Annotated in this window: 14 protein-coding genes; 11 read left to right on the top strand and 3 right to left on the bottom strand. The window is 73.3% G+C overall.

Annotation, left to right across the window (positions count from 1 at the left end):
- Positions 1 to 16 precede the first annotated feature (16 nt).
- From infB to truB, 4 genes are all read left to right on the top strand, one after another.
- A complete protein-coding gene (gene infB / locus DS079_RS01735) occupies positions 17 to 2,893 on the top strand; it encodes a translation initiation factor IF-2 (RefSeq protein ID WP_126984568.1) in 2,877 nt (958 codons plus the stop codon).
- A gap of 65 nt (positions 2,894 to 2,958) precedes the next feature.
- The gene (locus tag DS079_RS01730) at positions 2,959 to 4,068 is read left to right on the top strand and encodes a TRM11 family SAM-dependent methyltransferase (protein WP_126984567.1); all 1,110 of its coding nucleotides are present in this window, start codon (positions 2,959 to 2,961) and stop codon (positions 4,066 to 4,068) included.
- Positions 4,065 to 4,559, top strand: a complete 495-nt coding sequence (rbfA, locus tag DS079_RS01725) for a 30S ribosome-binding factor RbfA (protein ID WP_126984566.1) — start codon at positions 4,065 to 4,067, stop codon at positions 4,557 to 4,559. The genes DS079_RS01730 and rbfA overlap by 4 nt, the downstream gene beginning before the upstream one ends.
- Complete coding sequence (truB, locus tag DS079_RS01720; RefSeq protein WP_126984565.1) at positions 4,556 to 5,503, top strand: tRNA pseudouridine(55) synthase TruB; 948 nt, start codon at positions 4,556 to 4,558, stop codon at positions 5,501 to 5,503. The genes rbfA and truB overlap by 4 nt, the downstream gene beginning before the upstream one ends.
- 115 nt (positions 5,504 to 5,618) lie before the next feature.
- On the opposite strand, the gene DS079_RS01715 is transcribed toward truB, so the two are convergent.
- Entirely contained in the window at positions 5,619 to 7,154 is a 1,536-nt protein-coding gene (locus DS079_RS01715) for a L,D-transpeptidase family protein (protein ID WP_126984564.1), read from the bottom strand.
- 353 nt (positions 7,155 to 7,507) lie between these two features.
- Between DS079_RS01715 and DS079_RS01710 the strand changes: the two genes are divergently transcribed.
- The 6 genes from DS079_RS01710 to DS079_RS01685 all read left to right on the top strand — a co-directional run bounded on the left by DS079_RS01710 (position 7,508) and on the right by DS079_RS01685 (position 14,159).
- Positions 7,508 to 8,524 (top strand): bifunctional riboflavin kinase/FAD synthetase, encoded by a 1,017-nt coding sequence (locus DS079_RS01710; RefSeq protein ID WP_126984563.1) that lies wholly within the window; start codon positions 7,508 to 7,510, stop codon positions 8,522 to 8,524.
- A gap of 154 nt (positions 8,525 to 8,678) precedes the next feature.
- Complete coding sequence (gene rpsO / locus DS079_RS01705) at positions 8,679 to 8,948, top strand: 30S ribosomal protein S15 (protein ID WP_010551380.1); 270 nt, start codon at positions 8,679 to 8,681, stop codon at positions 8,946 to 8,948.
- 187 nt (positions 8,949 to 9,135) lie between these two features.
- Positions 9,136 to 11,406: a polyribonucleotide nucleotidyltransferase gene (locus DS079_RS01700; protein ID WP_164736093.1), complete on the top strand. Its 2,271-nt coding sequence runs from the start codon at positions 9,136 to 9,138 to the stop codon at positions 11,404 to 11,406.
- A gap of 150 nt (positions 11,407 to 11,556) precedes the next feature.
- Positions 11,557 to 12,888: a M16 family metallopeptidase gene (locus DS079_RS01695; RefSeq protein ID WP_126984561.1), complete on the top strand. Its 1,332-nt coding sequence runs from the start codon at positions 11,557 to 11,559 to the stop codon at positions 12,886 to 12,888.
- A 63-nt stretch (positions 12,889 to 12,951) separates the two neighbouring features.
- Entirely contained in the window at positions 12,952 to 13,737 is a 786-nt protein-coding gene (dapB, locus tag DS079_RS01690) for a 4-hydroxy-tetrahydrodipicolinate reductase (RefSeq protein WP_126984560.1), read from the top strand.
- Between the two features lie 20 nt (positions 13,738 to 13,757).
- Entirely contained in the window at positions 13,758 to 14,159 is a 402-nt protein-coding gene (locus DS079_RS01685) for a hypothetical protein (RefSeq protein WP_126984559.1), read from the top strand.
- Between the two features lie 85 nt (positions 14,160 to 14,244).
- Here DS079_RS01685 and DS079_RS17210 read toward each other — a convergent pair whose 3' ends face one another.
- The gene (locus DS079_RS17210) at positions 14,245 to 14,559 is read right to left on the bottom strand and encodes an AzlD domain-containing protein (protein WP_010551385.1); all 315 of its coding nucleotides are present in this window, start codon (positions 14,557 to 14,559) and stop codon (positions 14,245 to 14,247) included.
- Positions 14,556 to 15,338: an AzlC family ABC transporter permease gene (locus tag DS079_RS01675; protein WP_164736065.1), complete on the bottom strand. Its 783-nt coding sequence runs from the start codon at positions 15,336 to 15,338 to the stop codon at positions 14,556 to 14,558. The genes DS079_RS17210 and DS079_RS01675 overlap by 4 nt, the downstream gene beginning before the upstream one ends.
- Positions 15,339 to 15,412: 74 nt before the next feature.
- On the opposite strand from DS079_RS01675, the gene DS079_RS01670 reads away from it, so the two are divergent.
- Positions 15,413 to 16,129 (top strand): HAD-IA family hydrolase, encoded by a 717-nt coding sequence (locus DS079_RS01670; RefSeq protein ID WP_126984557.1) that lies wholly within the window; start codon positions 15,413 to 15,415, stop codon positions 16,127 to 16,129.
- Positions 16,130 to 16,201: the final 72 nt, after the last annotated feature.

Here is a 16,201-nt window from a genome sequence, read left to right as displayed (position 1 = left end):
CCGAGACAGGAGAAAAGTGGCTAAGGTCCGCGTCCACGAGCTCGCCAAGGAGCTCGGACAGCCCAGCAAGGTCGTCCTGCAGAAGCTGCAGGACATGGGCGAGTTCGTCCGATCCGCCTCCTCGACCATCGAGGCACCCGTCGCCCGTCGTCTGCGCCAGGAGTTCCCGGCGGCCGACGGCGCCCCCAAGAAGACCTCCGGCGCCCCCACGCCGGGCTCCGCGCCGAAGCCCGGTGCGAAGCCCGCCGCGCAGAAGCCCGCCGCCGAGGCCCCCGCCGCGCAGAAGCCCGGCCCCCAGAACGCGCCGCAGAAGCCCGGCCCCGCCGCCCCGACGCCGAAGGCCGCGGCTCCGGCCGAGCCCGCGGCGGAGAAGCCCGCCGCGGAGAAGCCCGCGTCGGAGGCCCCGCGTCCGTCCGCCAAGCCCGGCGCCCCAGCCCCCAAGCCCGGCGCCGAGAAGCCGTCCGCGCCCAAGCCCGGGAACGAGCGCCCCGCGCCGCGCCCTGGTGCCGCGCGCCCCGGCAACAACCCCTTCGCCAGCTCGCAGGGCATGCCTCGCCCCGGCCGCAAGCCCGGCCAGGGCGGCGGTCAGGGCGGGCCGCGTCCGGGCGGTCCCCGTCCCGGCAACAACCCCTTCGCCACCTCGCAGGGCATGCCCCGTCCGGGCCAGCGTCCGCCGCGTCCCGGCCAGGGCGCCGGCGCCGGCGCCGGCGCCGAGCAGGGCGGTCGCACTCCCCGTGAGGGCGCTCCCCGTCCCGGCGGCGCGCCGCGTCAGGGCGGTCCCCGTCCCGGCATGCCCACCCCGGGCATCATGCGCCAGCACTCCCACGGCGGCCTCGCCGACGCCAACCAGGGCGGCGGCCGCGGTCGCGGCGGCGGCCCCGGCGGTCGTCCCGGCGGTGGCGGCGGCACGGGCGGTCGTCCCGGCGGCGGCCCCGGCCCCCGCGGTCGCGGCGGTCGCGGCGCGACGCAGGGCGCCTTCGGGCGCGGCGGCAAGCCGGCCCGCTCCCGCAAGTCGAAGCGCGCGAAGCGCCAGGAATGGGAGCAGCAGCAGGCTCCCGCACCGGGCGGCGTCTCGCTGCCCCGCGGCAACGGCGCGACCATCCGCATGCGCCGCGGCGCCTCGCTGTCCGATTTCGCCGATCGCATCGACGTCAACCCCGCGTCGCTGATCACGGTGCTCTTCGCGATGGGCGAGATGGCCACGGCCACCCAGTCGCTGGACGAGGACACCTTCGAGCTGCTCGGCAACGAGCTCGGCTACAAGATCGAGATCGTCTCCCCGGAGGACGAGGAGCGCGAGCTGCTCGAGCAGTTCGACATCGACCTCGACGCGGAGCTCGCCGAGGAGGACGAGGCGGACCGCATGCCGCGGCCCCCGGTCGTCACCGTCATGGGTCACGTCGACCACGGCAAGACCCGCCTGCTGGACACCATCCGCAAGGCGAAGGTCGGTGCGGGCGAGGCCGGCGGCATCACCCAGCACATCGGTGCGTACCAGGTGGACGTCGAGCACGAGGGCGCCGAGCGACAGCTCACCTTCATCGACACCCCGGGCCACGAGGCGTTCACCGCCATGCGTGCCCGTGGTGCGGACGTCACCGACATCGCGATCCTCGTGGTCGCGGCGGACGACGGCGTGATGCCCCAGACGATCGAGGCGCTGAACCACGCCCAGGCGGCGAACGTGCCGATCGTGGTCGCGGTCAACAAGATCGACAAGCCCGAGGCGAACCCGGAGAAGATCCGGCAGCAGCTGACCGAGTACAACCTGATCGCCGAGGAGTACGGCGGCGAGACGATGTTCGTCGACGTCTCCGCTCGCGAGAACCTGAACATCGACGACCTGCTGGAGGCGGTGCTGCTCACCGCGGACGCCTCCCTCGAGCTCTCGGCGAACCCCGACAAGGACGCGCGCGGCGTGGCCATCGAGGCGAACCTGGACAAGGGACGCGGCCCGGTCGCCACCGTGCTCGTCCAGCAGGGCACCCTGCGGGTCGGCGACGCGATCGTGTGCGGCATCGGCCACGGCCGAGTGCGCGCCATGCTCGACGAGAACGGCGAGAACGTCACCGAGGCGGGTCCGTCCCGCCCGGTGCAGGTCCTCGGCCTCACCTCGGTGCCCGGCGCCGGTGACTCCTTCCTGGTCGCCCAGGACGAGCGCACCGCCCGTCAGATCGCCGAGAAGCGGGAGGCCGCCAAGCGCGCCGCCTCGCTCTCCAAGGCCCGCAAGCGCATCTCGCTCGAGGACCTCAACAAGCACGTCGCCGACGGCAAGATCGAGACCCTCAACCTCATCCTCAAGGGCGACGCGGCCGGTGCCGTCGAGGCTCTGGAGGAGTCGCTGCTGGGCATCGATGTCGGCGAGGGCGTGGACCTGCGGATCATCGACCGCGGCGTCGGCGCGATCACGATGAACAACATCAACCTCGCCGTCGCCTCGGACGCGGTCATCATCGGCTACAACGTCCGGGCCGAGGGCCTGAACGCGGAGTACGCCGACCGCGAGGGCGTGGAGATCAAGTACTACTCGGTCATCTACAACGCCATCGACGAGGTCGAGCAGGCCCTCAAGGGCATGCTCAAGCCGGAGTACGAGGAGGTCGAGCTCGGCTCGGCGGAGATCCGCGAGATCTTCCGCTCCTCCAAGTTCGGCAACATCGCCGGCTCGATCGTGCGCGGCGGCCTCATCAAGCGCGGCGCCAAGGCGCGCATCACCCGCGGCGGCAAGGTCATCGCGGAGAACATCGAGATCGCCGGTCTGCGACGCTACAAGGACGATGTCACCGAGGTCCGCGAGGGCTACGAGTGCGGCATCAACCTGGGGTCCTTCAACGACCTCCAGCTCGAGGACCTCATCACCACCTACGAGATGCAGGAGAAGCCCCGCAGCTGATCCTGCGACGGCCGGGCACCCCTTCGCCGGGGTGCCCGGCCGCGCCGGCGGGGGAGGAGACCACGATGAGCGAGGTGTCCCTCCTGCTCCGCGCCCCCTCGGCCAATCGCGTCTACGCGCAGGCCGCGGGGGCGCTCTCGCGCTCCGAGGCGCACTGGGTGCTCGGCGCCCATCTCGGCGCGGTGCCCTCTCTGCGGGACCGGGAGGTCGGGGGGATGGCGGGGCTCGAGGTGCGCGGCGCGACGGGCGGGCCGCGCTCCGAGGCGCTGCTGGCGATGCTCTCGGGCACCCTCGGCGTGCTCGACGTGCAGCAGGAGGACCCCCAGGACCCGGACCGGCCGCTGCTGCGCCCCCGGCCCCTGCCCGCCGTGCTGCGCCACCCCTCCGACCTCGAGACCACCCTGCGCTACACCGGCAAGACCAACGAGCAGTTCACCGCCCTGCTGGTGAACCTCGCCGCGGCCCTGTCCGCCCGCCGCGCAGGGATCCTCGACGGGACCCTCGACCTGCTCGATCCGCTGTGCGGACGCGGCACCACGCTGAACCGGGCGCTGCGCCTCGGGCTCAGCCCCGTCGGCGCGGAGATCGACCGCAAGGACGTGGAGGCCTACCGGGCGTTCCTCGGCACCTGGCTGCGCACCCACCGCTACAAGCACACCCTGGAGACCACGCGGCTCACCGTGCACGGCGAGCAGCTGGGCAGCCGGACCGAGGCGGAGCTCGCGCCCGACAAGCAGACCCTGCGCGCCGGCGGAGGGCAGCGCCTGACCCTGCTCGGCTGCGACGCCACCCGACTGGGCGAGGTGCTGCCCGGCGGCTCCGTCGACGCGCTCGTCGGGGACCTGCCCTACGGGGTCCAGCACGGCTCCCGGGCCGGCGGCGCCTGGCAGCGCTCCCCGCTCGAGGTGCTGCGCGAGGCGGCGCCCGGCTGGCGCTCGCTGCTGCGCGACGGCGCCGGGGTCGCGCTCGCGGTCAACCGCCGCACCCTCGACCACGCCGAGGCCAGCGCGGTGCTCGCGGACGCCGGGCTGCGCGTGCTCAGCGCCGACGGCGCCTTCCGCCACCGCGTCGACCAGTCCATCGACCGTGACATCCTGCTCGCGGTCCCCTTCGACCATCCCCGCGCCGAGGAGCTCGCCGCTCTCGGCGCCGACCAGGAGGATCCCATCCCATGAACGACAACCCCCGCGCTCTCAAGCTCGCCGACCGCATCAAGGTCATCGTCGCCACCATGCTCGACACCCGGGTCAAGGACCCGCGGCTCGGCTTCGTGACCATCACCGACGTGCGCGTCAGCGGCGACCTCCAGCACGCCACCGTCTTCTACACCGTCTTCGGCACCGACGAGGAGCGCGAGGGCACCGCCGCCGCGCTGCACAGTGCCACCGGCATGCTCCGCCGCGAGGTCGGCCGACAGACCGGCGTGCGCCTGACCCCCACCCTCGAGTTCATCGCCGATGCGGTGCCCGAGAACGCGCGCGTCATCGAGGACCTCCTCAGCGAGGCCCGCGGCCGCGACGCGGAGCTCGCCCGCTCCAAGGAGGGCGCCGCCTACGCCGGCGAGGCCGATCCCTACCGCAAGCCCCGCGACGAGGAGGACGAGGACCTCGACGACGAGGACCTCGACGACGACGAGGGCACCGCCCCGGGGCACGAGCGGGCGTGACCTCCGCACCCCACGGCATCCTGCTCGTCGACAAGGCCGAGGACCGCACCAGCCACGACGTGGTCGCCCGCGTGCGCTGGCTGCTGGGGACCAAGAAGGTCGGCCACGCCGGAACCCTCGATCCGATGGCCACGGGCCTGCTCGTGCTGGGCGTCGGGCAGGGCACCCGGCTGCTCACCCATCTCGTCGGCCTGGACAAGACCTACCTCGCCACGATCCGGCTGGGCAGCGCCACCACGACCGACGACCGCGAGGGCGAGCCGCTGGGCGAGCGGGTCGATGCCACCGGGATCGAGGACGTCCGTCTCGAGGAGGCCCTCGACGGGCTCCGCGGCGACATCCAGCAGGTCCCCTCGACGGTCAGCGCGATCAAGGTCGACGGGAAGCGCGCCTACGCCCGCGCCCGCGCGGGGGAGGACGTCCAGCTCGCCGCCCGGCCCGTGCGCGTGCCGCGCTTCGAGATCCTCTCCCGCACCGAGCAGGACGGGCACCTCGACCTCGAGGCCGTGGTCGACTGCTCCTCGGGCACCTACGTCCGCGCCCTCGCCCGCGACCTCGGCGCCGCCCTCGGCGTCGGCGGGCACCTCACCGCGCTGCGCCGCACCGCCGTCGGCCCCTTCGCGGTCGAGGACGGGGTGCAGGTCCCCGCCCGCGGCGAGGGCGACGACGTGGACCTGCCCCTGCACGGGCTCGGCGAGATCGCCGCGCGCGTGCTGCCGGTCCTGGACGTCTCGGAGGACGAGGCCGCGGCGCTCGGGACGGGGAAGCGGATCCGCTCCGCGCAGGAGCTGCGAGCGCCCTCCTGGCCCCATCCCGCGCACGCCGGCCCGGAGGACGCCCCGGTCGCGGCCCTCGATACGGCCGGCCGCCTGGTGGCCGTCCTGCAGCGCGAAGGACGGGACTGGCACCCCCGGCTCGTCGTGCCCGAGGACGCCCGCCGCTGAGCCGCCCGTGCTCCCCGCGGGCAGGATCGCCGCACCGGGGCTCGCACGGAGAGAGGGCCCCTCCCGTTCCCGGGAGGGGCCCTCTCTCACTGCCGTGCGGGGGAGCGGGGACCGCTCAGCGGTGCACCACCGTCTTGGTGCCCATGCTGGCCCAGTCGTACAGCCACTTCGCATCGGAGACCGGCAGGTTGATGCAGCCGTGCGAGCCGGAGTACCCGAAGGAGGAGCGCCACGGCGCGCCGTGGAACCCGTACCCGTGGTGGAAGTACTGCACCCAGGGGACGTCCGGGGTGTAGTAGTACTTCGGATGGCCCTCGTCGTAGTACGCCGCGTTGGTCATGTCCTGGCGGTCGTAGCGCAGGTAGATCTCGTAGGTGCCGGTGGGGGTCTCGTTGCCCTCCTTGCCGTCGACCATCGAGCGCGGGCCCCAGACGGGGGTGTCGCCCACGTAGGCGGTGACCGTCTTGTTGGTGAGGTCGACGTCGATCCACTTCTCGCCGGTCGGCTCGGCGGCGGGCTCCTCGTCCTTCGTCTCCTCGTCCTTCTTCTCGTCGTCCGAGGACTTCTCCTCGTCCTTCTCCTCCTCGTCCTTCGGCGCGTCGACCTTGTCGACCTCGGCCTCGAGCTTCTTGGTCTCGAAGGCGGCCTCCAGGGGAGTGGTGCCCTTCAGCGCGGTGATCAGCTCGTCGGCGACGGCGTCGGTGTTGGTGATCTCCAGGCCGTCCTTCTTCTCGGAGACGACCTTGACGACCTCGCCGGCCTCGTCGACCTGCTCGATGCCGTTCTCCGGCTCGACGGCGTCCTTGTCGGCGCGGGTGGCGACCCACTCGCGCACCGCGTCCTCGTCCACCGCGATGGTGAGGTTCTCGCCGGACTCGTCCGGTGTCACGGAGATCCAGTCGCTGCGGCGCTCGGCGGAGACCTCGTGGGTCTCGCCGTCGGCGCCGGAGATCGACATGGGCTGCTCGAGCAGCGAGGAGATCTTGCCGACGACCTCCTCGGCCTCCTCGGTGCTGATCGCGGGGGCGATCTCCTCGATCGGCTGCTCCACGGAGAAGCTCTCGAGGGCGGGGGCCTTGGTCTTCACGGCCTCGACGAGGGTCTGCGGGTCCACGCCCTGGCCGTTGCGGCCGGGCTCGACGTTCCAGGCCTGCGCCTCCTCGTCGAAGACGACCTGCGCATCGACCGGGGTGGTCATGTCCTCGGGGACCAGGCCCTTCGCGAACTCGGCCACGGCGGCCTCGTCCACCTCGACGACGGGCTCGACGCTGTGCTCGCCGGACCAGGTCGAGGAGATGACCGCGGGCAGGGAGTCGTCGCGCTCGAGCGCCGCGGCGGCGGTCGCGGCGGAGTCGACGCTCACGCCGAGGTCCGCCAGCGGCACCTCGAGCTGCTGATCCCCGGCGGTCACCGAGACCTTCACGGACTCGCCGTGCTCGGTCACCAGGGCGGCGATCTCCTCGGGGCTCTTCCCGGAGACGTCCTGGCCGAGCACCATGGTCCCCGGCAGCGCGCGGCCCTCGAACTGCTTGGCGTAGGCCAGCGCCCCGCCGGTGAGGATCACGGCGAGGACGGCGACGATCGCCACGAGGATCAGCGCGACCCGGCGACGGCTGCGGCCACCCGGGGCCGTATCGGTCACGTTCGTCATGGATCCAGATCCGTTCTCGGCGGCCGTCGTGCCCGCCCTCGGCTCGCGCCGCAGGGCACAGGGGTCCCTCCCCGGCGCCGCCTTCCGTCCGAGAGTAGCGGAGCGTCCCGCGCACTACCACGATGTCCGGTCCGAGGTTCGTCACAGCTCTGCAACAGCCGAGGTCCAGGTCGCGCTCGGGCAGGTGGCCCGGAGCACGCCCCGGGGCGTCGGCGCCGTGGCGACGTCGGATGGCCCGGGACTGCGAGCGCTACAGTGTCCTCCGGCGAACCCGCCGTCGCAGCCCGCCCGCCGGGGGCGGCGGAGCACGGGTGCGCGGACCGCACCCGGCATCGGAAGGACCTGAGCGCGTCGTGACCCGCCTCCCCATCTGGCACTCCGCCCTGGAGGTGCCCGCCGAGCTCGGCGAGACCGCGGTCTCGATCGGGAACTACGACGGCGTCCACCGGGGGCACCGCTTCGTGCTGGACCAGCTGCGCCGCCATGCCGAGGCGCGCTCCCTGAGCCCCGTCGCCCTCACCTTCTGGCCGCATCCGCGCCATGTCATGGGCTCTCCCGAGGCGACGCCGCTGCTGACCGGGCACGAGGATCGCGACCGCCTGCTCCTGCTCGCCGGCCTGCACGGTGTGCTCGACCTCGAGTTCACGCTCGACTTCGCCCGGCACTCGCCGGAGGAGTTCGTGCGGATCTTCCTGGTCGAGGGGCTGCGTGCGAAGTGCGTGGTGCTGGGGGAGGACGCCCTGTTCGGCCGCGCGAACGCGGGGAACATCGACACCATGCGCGAGCTGGGGGAGAAGTACGGCTTCGAGGTCGTCACCGCCCCGGACCTCGGGCCCGAGGGGACGGGCACCGGCCGGATCTCCTCCTCCGGGATCCGGCGTGACGTGCTCGCCGGCGACGTGCGCGCCGCGAACGAGGCGCTGGGCAGGCTGCACACCGTCACCGACGAGATCCACCACGGCTTCCGCCGCGGGCGCGAGCTCGGCTTCCCCACGGCGAACCTGGGCCCGCGGCCGCAGGGCCTGATCCCGGCCGACGGCGTCTACGCCGGCTATGCGACGGTCACCGCCCAGGACCCCTCGCACGCGGGCGACGAGCCGCTGGCCGGCGCCCCGGCGACGATCTCCATCGGCACCAACCCCACCTTCGAGGCCGACGGCGCGCCCCGCCGCACCGTCGAGGCCTACGTGCTGGGCGACCACGACCTCCACCTCTACGGCGACACCGTGCGCCTGGAGTTCGTCGAGTTCCAGCGCCCCACGCTGAAGTTCGACTCGATCGACGCGCTCGTGGAGCAGATGGCCGAGGACGTCGAGGTGACCCGCCGCACTCTCGAGGCGGAGCGCTCCCGGAGCGACCTGGGCTCCTGATATCCTTCCCGAGCCGTCATATCGGCCGCGGAGAGCGATCCCGCCCCCAGCCACTGCCCACCCTCAAGGGTGAGGTGCGCTCGGGGGCCGCTCGTCGGAAGAGCCCGGGGCAGAAGGCCCCGGCGCGCCGCGCAACGACCTGAGGAGAACCAGTATGGCCTTCGATTCCGCCACCAAGCAGGCGATCATCTCGGAGTACGCGACCGGCGAGGGCGACACCGGTTCGCCCGAGGTCCAGACCGCGCTGCTCACCCACCGCATCACCTACCTGACCGAGCACCTCAAGACCCACAAGCACGATCACCACACGCGCCGGGGTCTGATGCTGCTGGTCGGTCAGCGCAAGCGCCTCCTGAAGTACCTCCAGGAGAACGACATCGAGCGGTACCGTGCGCTGATCAAGCGCCTCGGCATCCGCCGTTGATCCCCTCCGCCGCTCGCCCACAGGGCGGGCGGCGGTGTCGTATGTCCGCCCCCGACCAGGTTCGGTCCTCGGCAGTGGCCTGCGGATCGGGCGACCGGAGACCCCGGTCCCGCCCGGGCGCCGCGGGTGACTGACGAAGGCCGCACCGGCAGGGGCACCCCTTCAACCAAGGAGATCCCCCATGGCCATGGAAGGCCCTGAAATCACCGCCACCACCGCCGTCATCGACAACGGCGCCTACGGTCGTCGCGAGGTCCGCTTCGAGACCGGCCGCCTCGCCCAGCAGGCCGCCGGCGCCGTGTCCGTCTACCTCGACGACGACACCATGGTGTTCTCGGCGACCGCCGTGTCGAACAAGCCGAAGGAGCACTTCGACTTCTTCCCCCTCACCATCGACGTCGAGGAGCGGATGTACGCCGCGGGCCGCATCCCCGGCTCGTTCTTCCGTCGCGAGGGCCGCCCGGGCACCGATGCGATCCTCGCCGCCCGCCTCACCGACCGCCCGCTGCGTCCCGCCTTCGTCAAGGGCCTGCGCAACGAGGTCCAGGTCGTCCTCACCGTCATGGCCTGCAACCCCGAGGACGCCTACGACGTCGTCGGCATCAACGGCGCCTCCGCCTCCACCCAGATCTCCGGTCTGCCCTTCTCGGGCCCGATCGGCGGCGTGCGCATCGCGCTCATGCCCGACGCGCAGGGCGGCGGCCAGTGGGTCGCCTTCCCGACCTTCGCCCAGCTGGACGAGGCCGTCTTCTCGATGGTCGTCGCCGGTCGCATCGTCGAGGACGATGTGGCGATCATGATGGTCGAGGCCGAGGCCACCGACAACTCCTGGACGCTCATCAAGGAGCAGGGCGCGATCGCCCCGACGGAGTCCGTCGTCGCCGAGGGCCTCGAGGCCGCCAAGGTCTTCATCCGCAGCCTGTGCGTGGCGCAGCAGGAGCTCGCCGCGAAGGCCGCGAAGCCCGTGCGCGAGTTCCCGCTCTTCCTGGACTACCAGGAGGACGCCTACGGCATCGTCGAGGCCGCCGCGACCGAGCGCCTGGCCGAGGTCATGTCCATCGCCGCGAAGACCGAGCGCGAGGAGCGCACCGAGCAGCTGCTCGGTGAGGTCATCGCCGAGCTGTCCGCCGAGGGTGCGCAGCTCGAGGGTCGCGAGTCCGAGGTCTCCGGCGCCTTCCGCGCGCTGACCAAGCAGGTCGTGCGCAAGAAGGTCCTCACCGAGGGCGTCCGCATCGACGGCCGCGGCCTGCGCGACATCCGCGCTCTCTCCGCCGAGGTCGAGGTGCTCCCGCGCGTGCACGGCTCGGCACTGTTCCAGCGCGGCGAGACCCAGATCCTGGGCGTCTCCACGCTGAACATGCTCAAGATGGAGCAGCAGATCGACTCCCTCGGGCCCGTCGACCGCAAGCGCTACATCCACCACTACAACTTCCCGCCGTACTCCACCGGCGAGACCGGCCGCGTCGGCTCCCCGAAGCGCCGCGAGGTGGGCCATGGCATGCTCGCCGAGCGCGCCATCGTGCCGGTGCTGCCCAGCCGCGAGGAGTTCCCCTACGCGATCCGTCAGGTGTCCGAGGCCCTCGGCTCCAACGGCTCGACCTCGATGGGCTCCGTCTGCGCCTCGACCCTCTCGCTGCTGAACGCCGGCGTGCCGCTGCGCGCCCCGGTCGCCGGCATCGCGATGGGCCTGATCTCGGACACGGTGGACGGCGAGACCCGCTACGCGGCGCTCACCGACATCCTCGGGGCCGAGGACGCCTTCGGCGACATGGACTTCAAGGTCGCCGGCACCTCGGAGTTCGTCACCGCCATCCAGCTGGACACCAAGCTCGACGGCCTGCCCGCCTCGGTGCTCACCGGCGCCCTCTCGCAGGCCCACGAGGCGCGTCTGGCGATCCTCTCGGTGCTGGGCGAGGCGATCGACGCGCCCGACGAGATGAGCCCGCACGCCCCGCGCGTGCTGGCGGTGACCATCCCGGTCGACAAGATCGGTGCGGTCATCGGCCCGAAGGGCCAGATGATCAACCAGATCCAGGACGACACCGGCGCCGACATCACCATCGAGGACGACGGCACCGTCTACATCGGCGCGACCGACGGCCCCTCGGCCGAGGCGGCCCGCTCCGCGGTCAACGCCATCGCCAACCCGATGGTCCCCGAGGTCGGCGAGCGCTACCTCGGCACCGTCGTGCGCGTGGTCGACTTCGGCGCCTTCGTCTCGCTCACCCCGGGCAAGGACGGCCTGCTCCACGTCACCCAGCTGCGCAAGCTCAACGGCGGCAAGCGGGTCGAGAACGTCGAGGACGTCGCCAAGGTCGGCCAGAAGATCGAGGTGGAGATCCGCGAGATCGACGCCCGCGGCAAGATCTCCCTCGCCACGATCGAGGACGAGGCCGAGTCCGCCGAGGCTGTCGAGTCGCAGGCATCGGTCGCCGCCGAGGAGACCACCGCCGAGTGATCCTCGTGCAGTGATCCGTCCGCCCGCCCGCAGGGGCCGGCGACAGCAGGAGGGGAGGCGCCCGAGCTCGGGCGCCTCCCCTCCGTGCACTCCGGTTGCCGTGACGAACGGCTCGGCGACCTCCCACCCGCCCCGTGGAACAATCGAGCGATGCCTTCCGACCTCCTGTACGACGATCCTGCCTCCGACGTCATCCTCGACGCCGCGACCGGCGTGCGGCGCAGCATCCTGCCCGGCGGGGTGCGGCTGCTCACCCAGACCGACCGCAGCGTGCGCAGCGCGAGCATCGGGCTGTGGCTGCCCGTCGGCTCCCGCGACGAGGCGCCCGCCCATGCGGGATCGACCCATGTGCTCGAGCACCTGCTGTTCAAGGGCACCCGGCGCCGCAGCGCGATGGACATCGCCACCGCCTTCGACGAGGTGGGCGGCGACTCCAACGCCGTCACCGCCAAGGAGCACACCCTCTACTACGGACGGGTGCGCTCGGCCGACGTGCCGATGGCCGTGGACGTCCTCACCGACATGATCACCGCCTCCGTCCTCGAGCAGGACGCCCTGGCCACCGAGCGCGAGGTCATCCTCGAGGAGCTCGCCATGGCGGAGGACGACCCGAATGACGTCGGCTACGAGACCTTCCTCGCCCAGGTGCTCGGCCCCGACACGGCGCTCGGACGCCCCGTCGGCGGCACCGCCGCGAGCGTCGAGGCGCTGACCATCGAGGACGTCCGCGCCCACTACCGCGAGCACTACCAGCCGCACAATCTCGTGGTCACCGCTGTCGGCGACATCGACCACGACGAGCTCGCCGGCCTCCTGGCCGCGGGCCTGCGCCGCGGCGGCTGGAGCCTGGAGGAGGGGGCGCTGCCCTCCCGCGGGCGGCGCGCCGCGACCGCCGTGCCGAGCACGGGGACCGCCACCGACGTCGCCGCGCTCGCCCCGCACCGTCTCGCCCGCCCCACCGAGCAGAACCACATCTACCTCGGCGGGCAGGGCCTCACCGCGCTCAGCGAGGACCGTCACACCCTCTCGGTGCTGATGTCCGTGCTCGGCGGCGGCATGTCCTCGCGCCTGTTCCAGTCCGTCCGCGAGGAGCGGGGGCTGGCCTACACCGTCTACTCCTTCAGCGCCGGCTACCGCGATGCGGGACTGTTCGGCATGTACGCCGCCTGCCGTCCCGGCCGCACGGGCCAGGTCGTCGAGCTGCTGGCCGAGGAGCTCGGCCGCATGGGCGAGGCGGGTATCGAGGAGCTCGAGCTGACCCGGGCGAAGGGCCAGATCACCGGCTCCTTCGCGCTCGGCCTCGAGGACACCAGCTCCCGGATGGGCCGACTCGGCACCATCGAGCTGGTCCACGGCCGCTACGCCAGCGTCGACGAGACCCTCGCCCGCATCGGGGAGGTCGACGTCGCCGACGTGCGGGACCTCGCCGCGCGCCTGTCCCGCTCGTACAGCACCCGGGTCGAGGTCGGCCCCGAGCGCTGACCCCGCCTCGCGGGCCCTCCCCGTCCCCGTCCCCCCCGCACCGCTACGACCCCAGGAGCCGCCATGACCCCCGCTTCCGCCCAGACCCCGTCGTCCGCACACCCCACCCGCGTCGCCGTGCTCGGCGCCGCCGGCCGCATGGGCGCCGCCGCCTGCCGCGCCGTCGAGGACGCCGACGACCTCGAGCTCGTCGCCCGGATCGGCCGCGGCGACGACCTGAACGCCGTGGCCGAGGCCGGGGCCGAGGTCGCGATCGACCTCACCGTCCCCTCCGCCACCGCCGACAACGTCGCCTGGCTGATCGACCACGGCATCCACGCCGTGGTCGGCACCACCGGCTGGAGCGAGGAGTCGCTCGAGGCGCTGCGGGAGCGGCTCGCGGGCGCCGAGGGCGTGGGCGTGCTGATCGCCCCGAACTTCGCGATCGGCGCCGTGCTCGCCATGCGCTTCGCCGAGGTCGCCGCGCGCTACTACGACAGCGCCGAGATCATCGAGATGCACCACGAGAACAAGCTCGACGCCCCCTCCGGCACCGCCCGCCACACCGCCGCCGCGATCGCCCGCGGCCGGGCCGCGGCGGGTCTCGGCCCGGTCCCGGACGCCACCGAGAAGGACCCGGACGGCGCCCGCGGCGCGGTCGTCGACGGCATCCACGTCCACGCGGTGCGCCAGCGGGGCCTCGTCGCCCACGAGGTCGTGCAGTTCGGCGGGGTGGGAGAGCAGTTCGTGCTGCGCCACGACTCCTTCGATCGCATCAGCTTCATGCCCGGCGTGCTGCTGGGCGTGCGCGAGGTCGCCTCGCACCCGGGCCTCACCGTGGGCCTGGACGGCTTTATGGACCTCGGCTGAGGCCCGGGACGGGGACCGGGATGCGAGAGAAGCTGATGGTCGCAGGGCTCCTTCTGGCCACCGCGGCCTACGCGTGGGGCCTGGGCTGGATCGCCTGGGGCTTCGTGCGCGCCGGGGGAGGGCTCGGGTACGGGCTGGCCATCGGCATCGTGGTGCTGCTGGTGCTGACCGTGTGGGTGACCTGGCGCGAGATGCTCTTCGGCATGGCCGCCGGCGACCTCTCCGCCCGGTACGAGCCCCCGGCCGACGCCGAGGCGGAGGACCCCCGGGCCGAGTTCGAGGCCGCGCGCACCGCAGTCCAGGACGGCGGCGAGGGGGAGTGGAGCGCCTGGTTCCGCCTCGCCCTGGCCTACGACGCGCTGCGCGACCGCAAGGGGGCCCGCATGGCGACCCGTCGCGCGATCGAGGCCGCGCGCCGCTGACCCGTCGGGCGTCGACGGGTCGGCAGCCAGGGCGAGCGTGATGGCGAGCGGTGCGCCGAGCGGCGCGACGAGCAGGACCCCGGGCTCAGGCCCAGCCGAGCGCCCGCAGCGCGGCCGCGGCCGCGGCGGCGCCGACCACGACCACCAGGAACGGCGCCCGCACCAGCAGCAGCACCACCGCGACGCCCAGCCCGGCCAGCCGCGCGTCCAGCACGACCTCCGTCCCGTCGGCCGCGGTCTGGGTCGCCACCAGCGCCCCCAGCAGCGCGATCGGCAGCAGGCGCGTGATCCGCGCGATCCGGGGGCGCTCGAGCACGTCCTGCGGCGCCTGGTAGCCGATCCACTTCTGCACGAAGGACAGCACCGACGCGGCGATCACCGCGATCCACAGCAGGCTCATCGCCGCTCCTCCTCGTCCGTCGCAGGCTCGTCGTCCGACGCATCGACCTCGGGCGCTGCGTGCCCCGTCGCCCCGCGACGGGACGGCAGCAGACCGGCCACCACCGCGACCAACGCCGCGGCGAGCACCGGCAGCCCGGCGGGCAGCACCGGCGTGGTCAGCAGCGCCACGAACGCCGCGGCCACCGCGATCGCGACCGCGTCCCCGCTGCGCAGCCGCGGCCACAGCAGCGCGATGAACGCCCCGGCCGCGGCGGCGTCGAGCCCCCAGGCCGCGGGATCGGCGATGTGCTGTCCGGCCAGCGCGCCCGCGAGGGTGAACAGGTTCCAGAAGACGTACACCCACACCCCGGCGGACCAGAACCCCGCCCGACGCTCCGCCTCGGTCGTGCCCGTCGCCGCCAGCGCCGCGGACTCGTCGATCGTCAGCTGCGCGCGGGCCGCGCCCCTCGCCCCGCCGCGCGGCAGGGAGGGGGCGAGGATCAGCCCGTACAGCGTGTTGCGGATCCCCAGCAGCAGCGAGGCGAGCGCCGCGCCGAGGGCGGAGCCGCCCCCGCCCACCACGCCCACGAAGGCGAACTGGCTGCCGCCGGTGAACATCACCGCGGAGAGCACCATCGCCTGCCACACGTCGAGCCCGGAGGCGGTCGCGAGCGCGCCGAAGCTGATCCCGTACAGCCCCGTCGCCAGCCCGATCGAGAAGCCGGTGCGACGGATCGTGCGCAGCCGCGCATCGGGGGTGTCGGGGCGCGGAGACGGGGCGGGGACGGCGGCGGTCATGATGCTCGACACTCTACGATCACCTGCCCGGACATCCTCCGCGCGTCCGCCAGGGGATATGAGATTCTGACGGCATGACGGACTCCCAGGATCCCGCTCCCGACACCGCCCCGCCGCTGCGCACGGGCGCCCTGCTGCTGGACATGGACGGGACCCTGATCGACTCGGGCCCCGCCGTCGAGCGGTCCTGGAACACGCTCCTGCGCGAGCTGGGCACCGACCTCCGGTTCGGCCACGCCCATCACGGCATGCCCGCCCGCCGCATCCTCGCCCAGATCCTGCCCGAGGCGAGCGAGGCCGAGCTCGACGCGGCCCACCGCCGCATCGAGGAGCTCGAGATGCAGGACGTGGAGGGGATCGTCGTCCTGCCCGGCACCGAGCGGCTGCTCGCCGAGCTCGACGCCGCCGCCGAGACCCTGGGCCGCGCGAGCTGGACCATCGTCACCTCCTGCACCCGGCCCCTGTTCGAGGCCCGCTGGTCCCGCACCGGGCTGCCCGTGCCCGAGGGGCTGGTCACCGCGGACCAGGTCACCCACGGCAAGCCCGATCCGGAGCCGTACCTCCTGGGCGCCGAGCGCGTCGGGGTCGAGCCCTCCCGCACCGTCGTCCTCGAGGACTCCGTCGGCGGGCTCCGCGCCGGGATCGCCGCCGGCGCCCGCACCGTCGCCGTGACGACGACCACCCCCGCCGGGGAGCTGTCCCCGCTCGCGGACGCCCTGGTCACCTCGCTGGACGACCTCGAGGTGCGCGTCGAGGGCGAGGACCTCGTGCTCGCCCGCCGCGGAAGCTGACCGTCGCGCCGCGCCTGCTCTGTCGGCCGCGGCCCCGTTGATACCCTTGGGCGGCCCGACCGGTCCGTCCCG

The organism is Brachybacterium paraconglomeratum (genome assembly GCF_003994255.1).
In the GTDB taxonomy this organism is placed as follows: domain Bacteria; phylum Actinomycetota; class Actinomycetes; order Actinomycetales; family Dermabacteraceae; genus Brachybacterium; species Brachybacterium conglomeratum.
The sequence above is the reverse complement of the archived record's forward strand: the minus strand, read 5'-3'. Positions and strand labels throughout refer to the sequence as shown.

Excerpts from the sequence above, each read along its gene's own strand:
- DS079_RS01730 (WP_126984567.1), top strand. The coding sequence starts at position 2,959 with ATGAGCGAGGTGTCCCTCCTGCTCCGCGCCCCCTCGGCCAATCGCGTC.
- rbfA (WP_126984566.1), top strand. The coding sequence starts at position 4,065 with ATGAACGACAACCCCCGCGCTCTCAAGCTCGCCGACCGCATCAAGGTC.
- DS079_RS01715 (WP_126984564.1), bottom strand. The coding sequence starts at position 7,154 with ATGACGAACGTGACCGATACGGCCCCGGGTGGCCGCAGCCGTCGCCGG.
- rpsO (WP_010551380.1), top strand. The coding sequence starts at position 8,679 with ATGGCCTTCGATTCCGCCACCAAGCAGGCGATCATCTCGGAGTACGCG.
- DS079_RS01700 (WP_164736093.1), top strand. The coding sequence starts at position 9,136 with ATGGAAGGCCCTGAAATCACCGCCACCACCGCCGTCATCGACAACGGC.
- DS079_RS01695 (WP_126984561.1), top strand. The coding sequence starts at position 11,557 with ATGCCTTCCGACCTCCTGTACGACGATCCTGCCTCCGACGTCATCCTC.
- dapB (WP_126984560.1), top strand. The coding sequence starts at position 12,952 with ATGACCCCCGCTTCCGCCCAGACCCCGTCGTCCGCACACCCCACCCGC.
- DS079_RS01685 (WP_126984559.1), top strand. The coding sequence starts at position 13,758 with ATGCGAGAGAAGCTGATGGTCGCAGGGCTCCTTCTGGCCACCGCGGCC.
- DS079_RS17210 (WP_010551385.1), bottom strand. The coding sequence starts at position 14,559 with ATGAGCCTGCTGTGGATCGCGGTGATCGCCGCGTCGGTGCTGTCCTTC.
- DS079_RS01675 (WP_164736065.1), bottom strand. The coding sequence starts at position 15,338 with ATGACCGCCGCCGTCCCCGCCCCGTCTCCGCGCCCCGACACCCCCGAT.
- DS079_RS01670 (WP_126984557.1), top strand. The coding sequence starts at position 15,413 with ATGACGGACTCCCAGGATCCCGCTCCCGACACCGCCCCGCCGCTGCGC.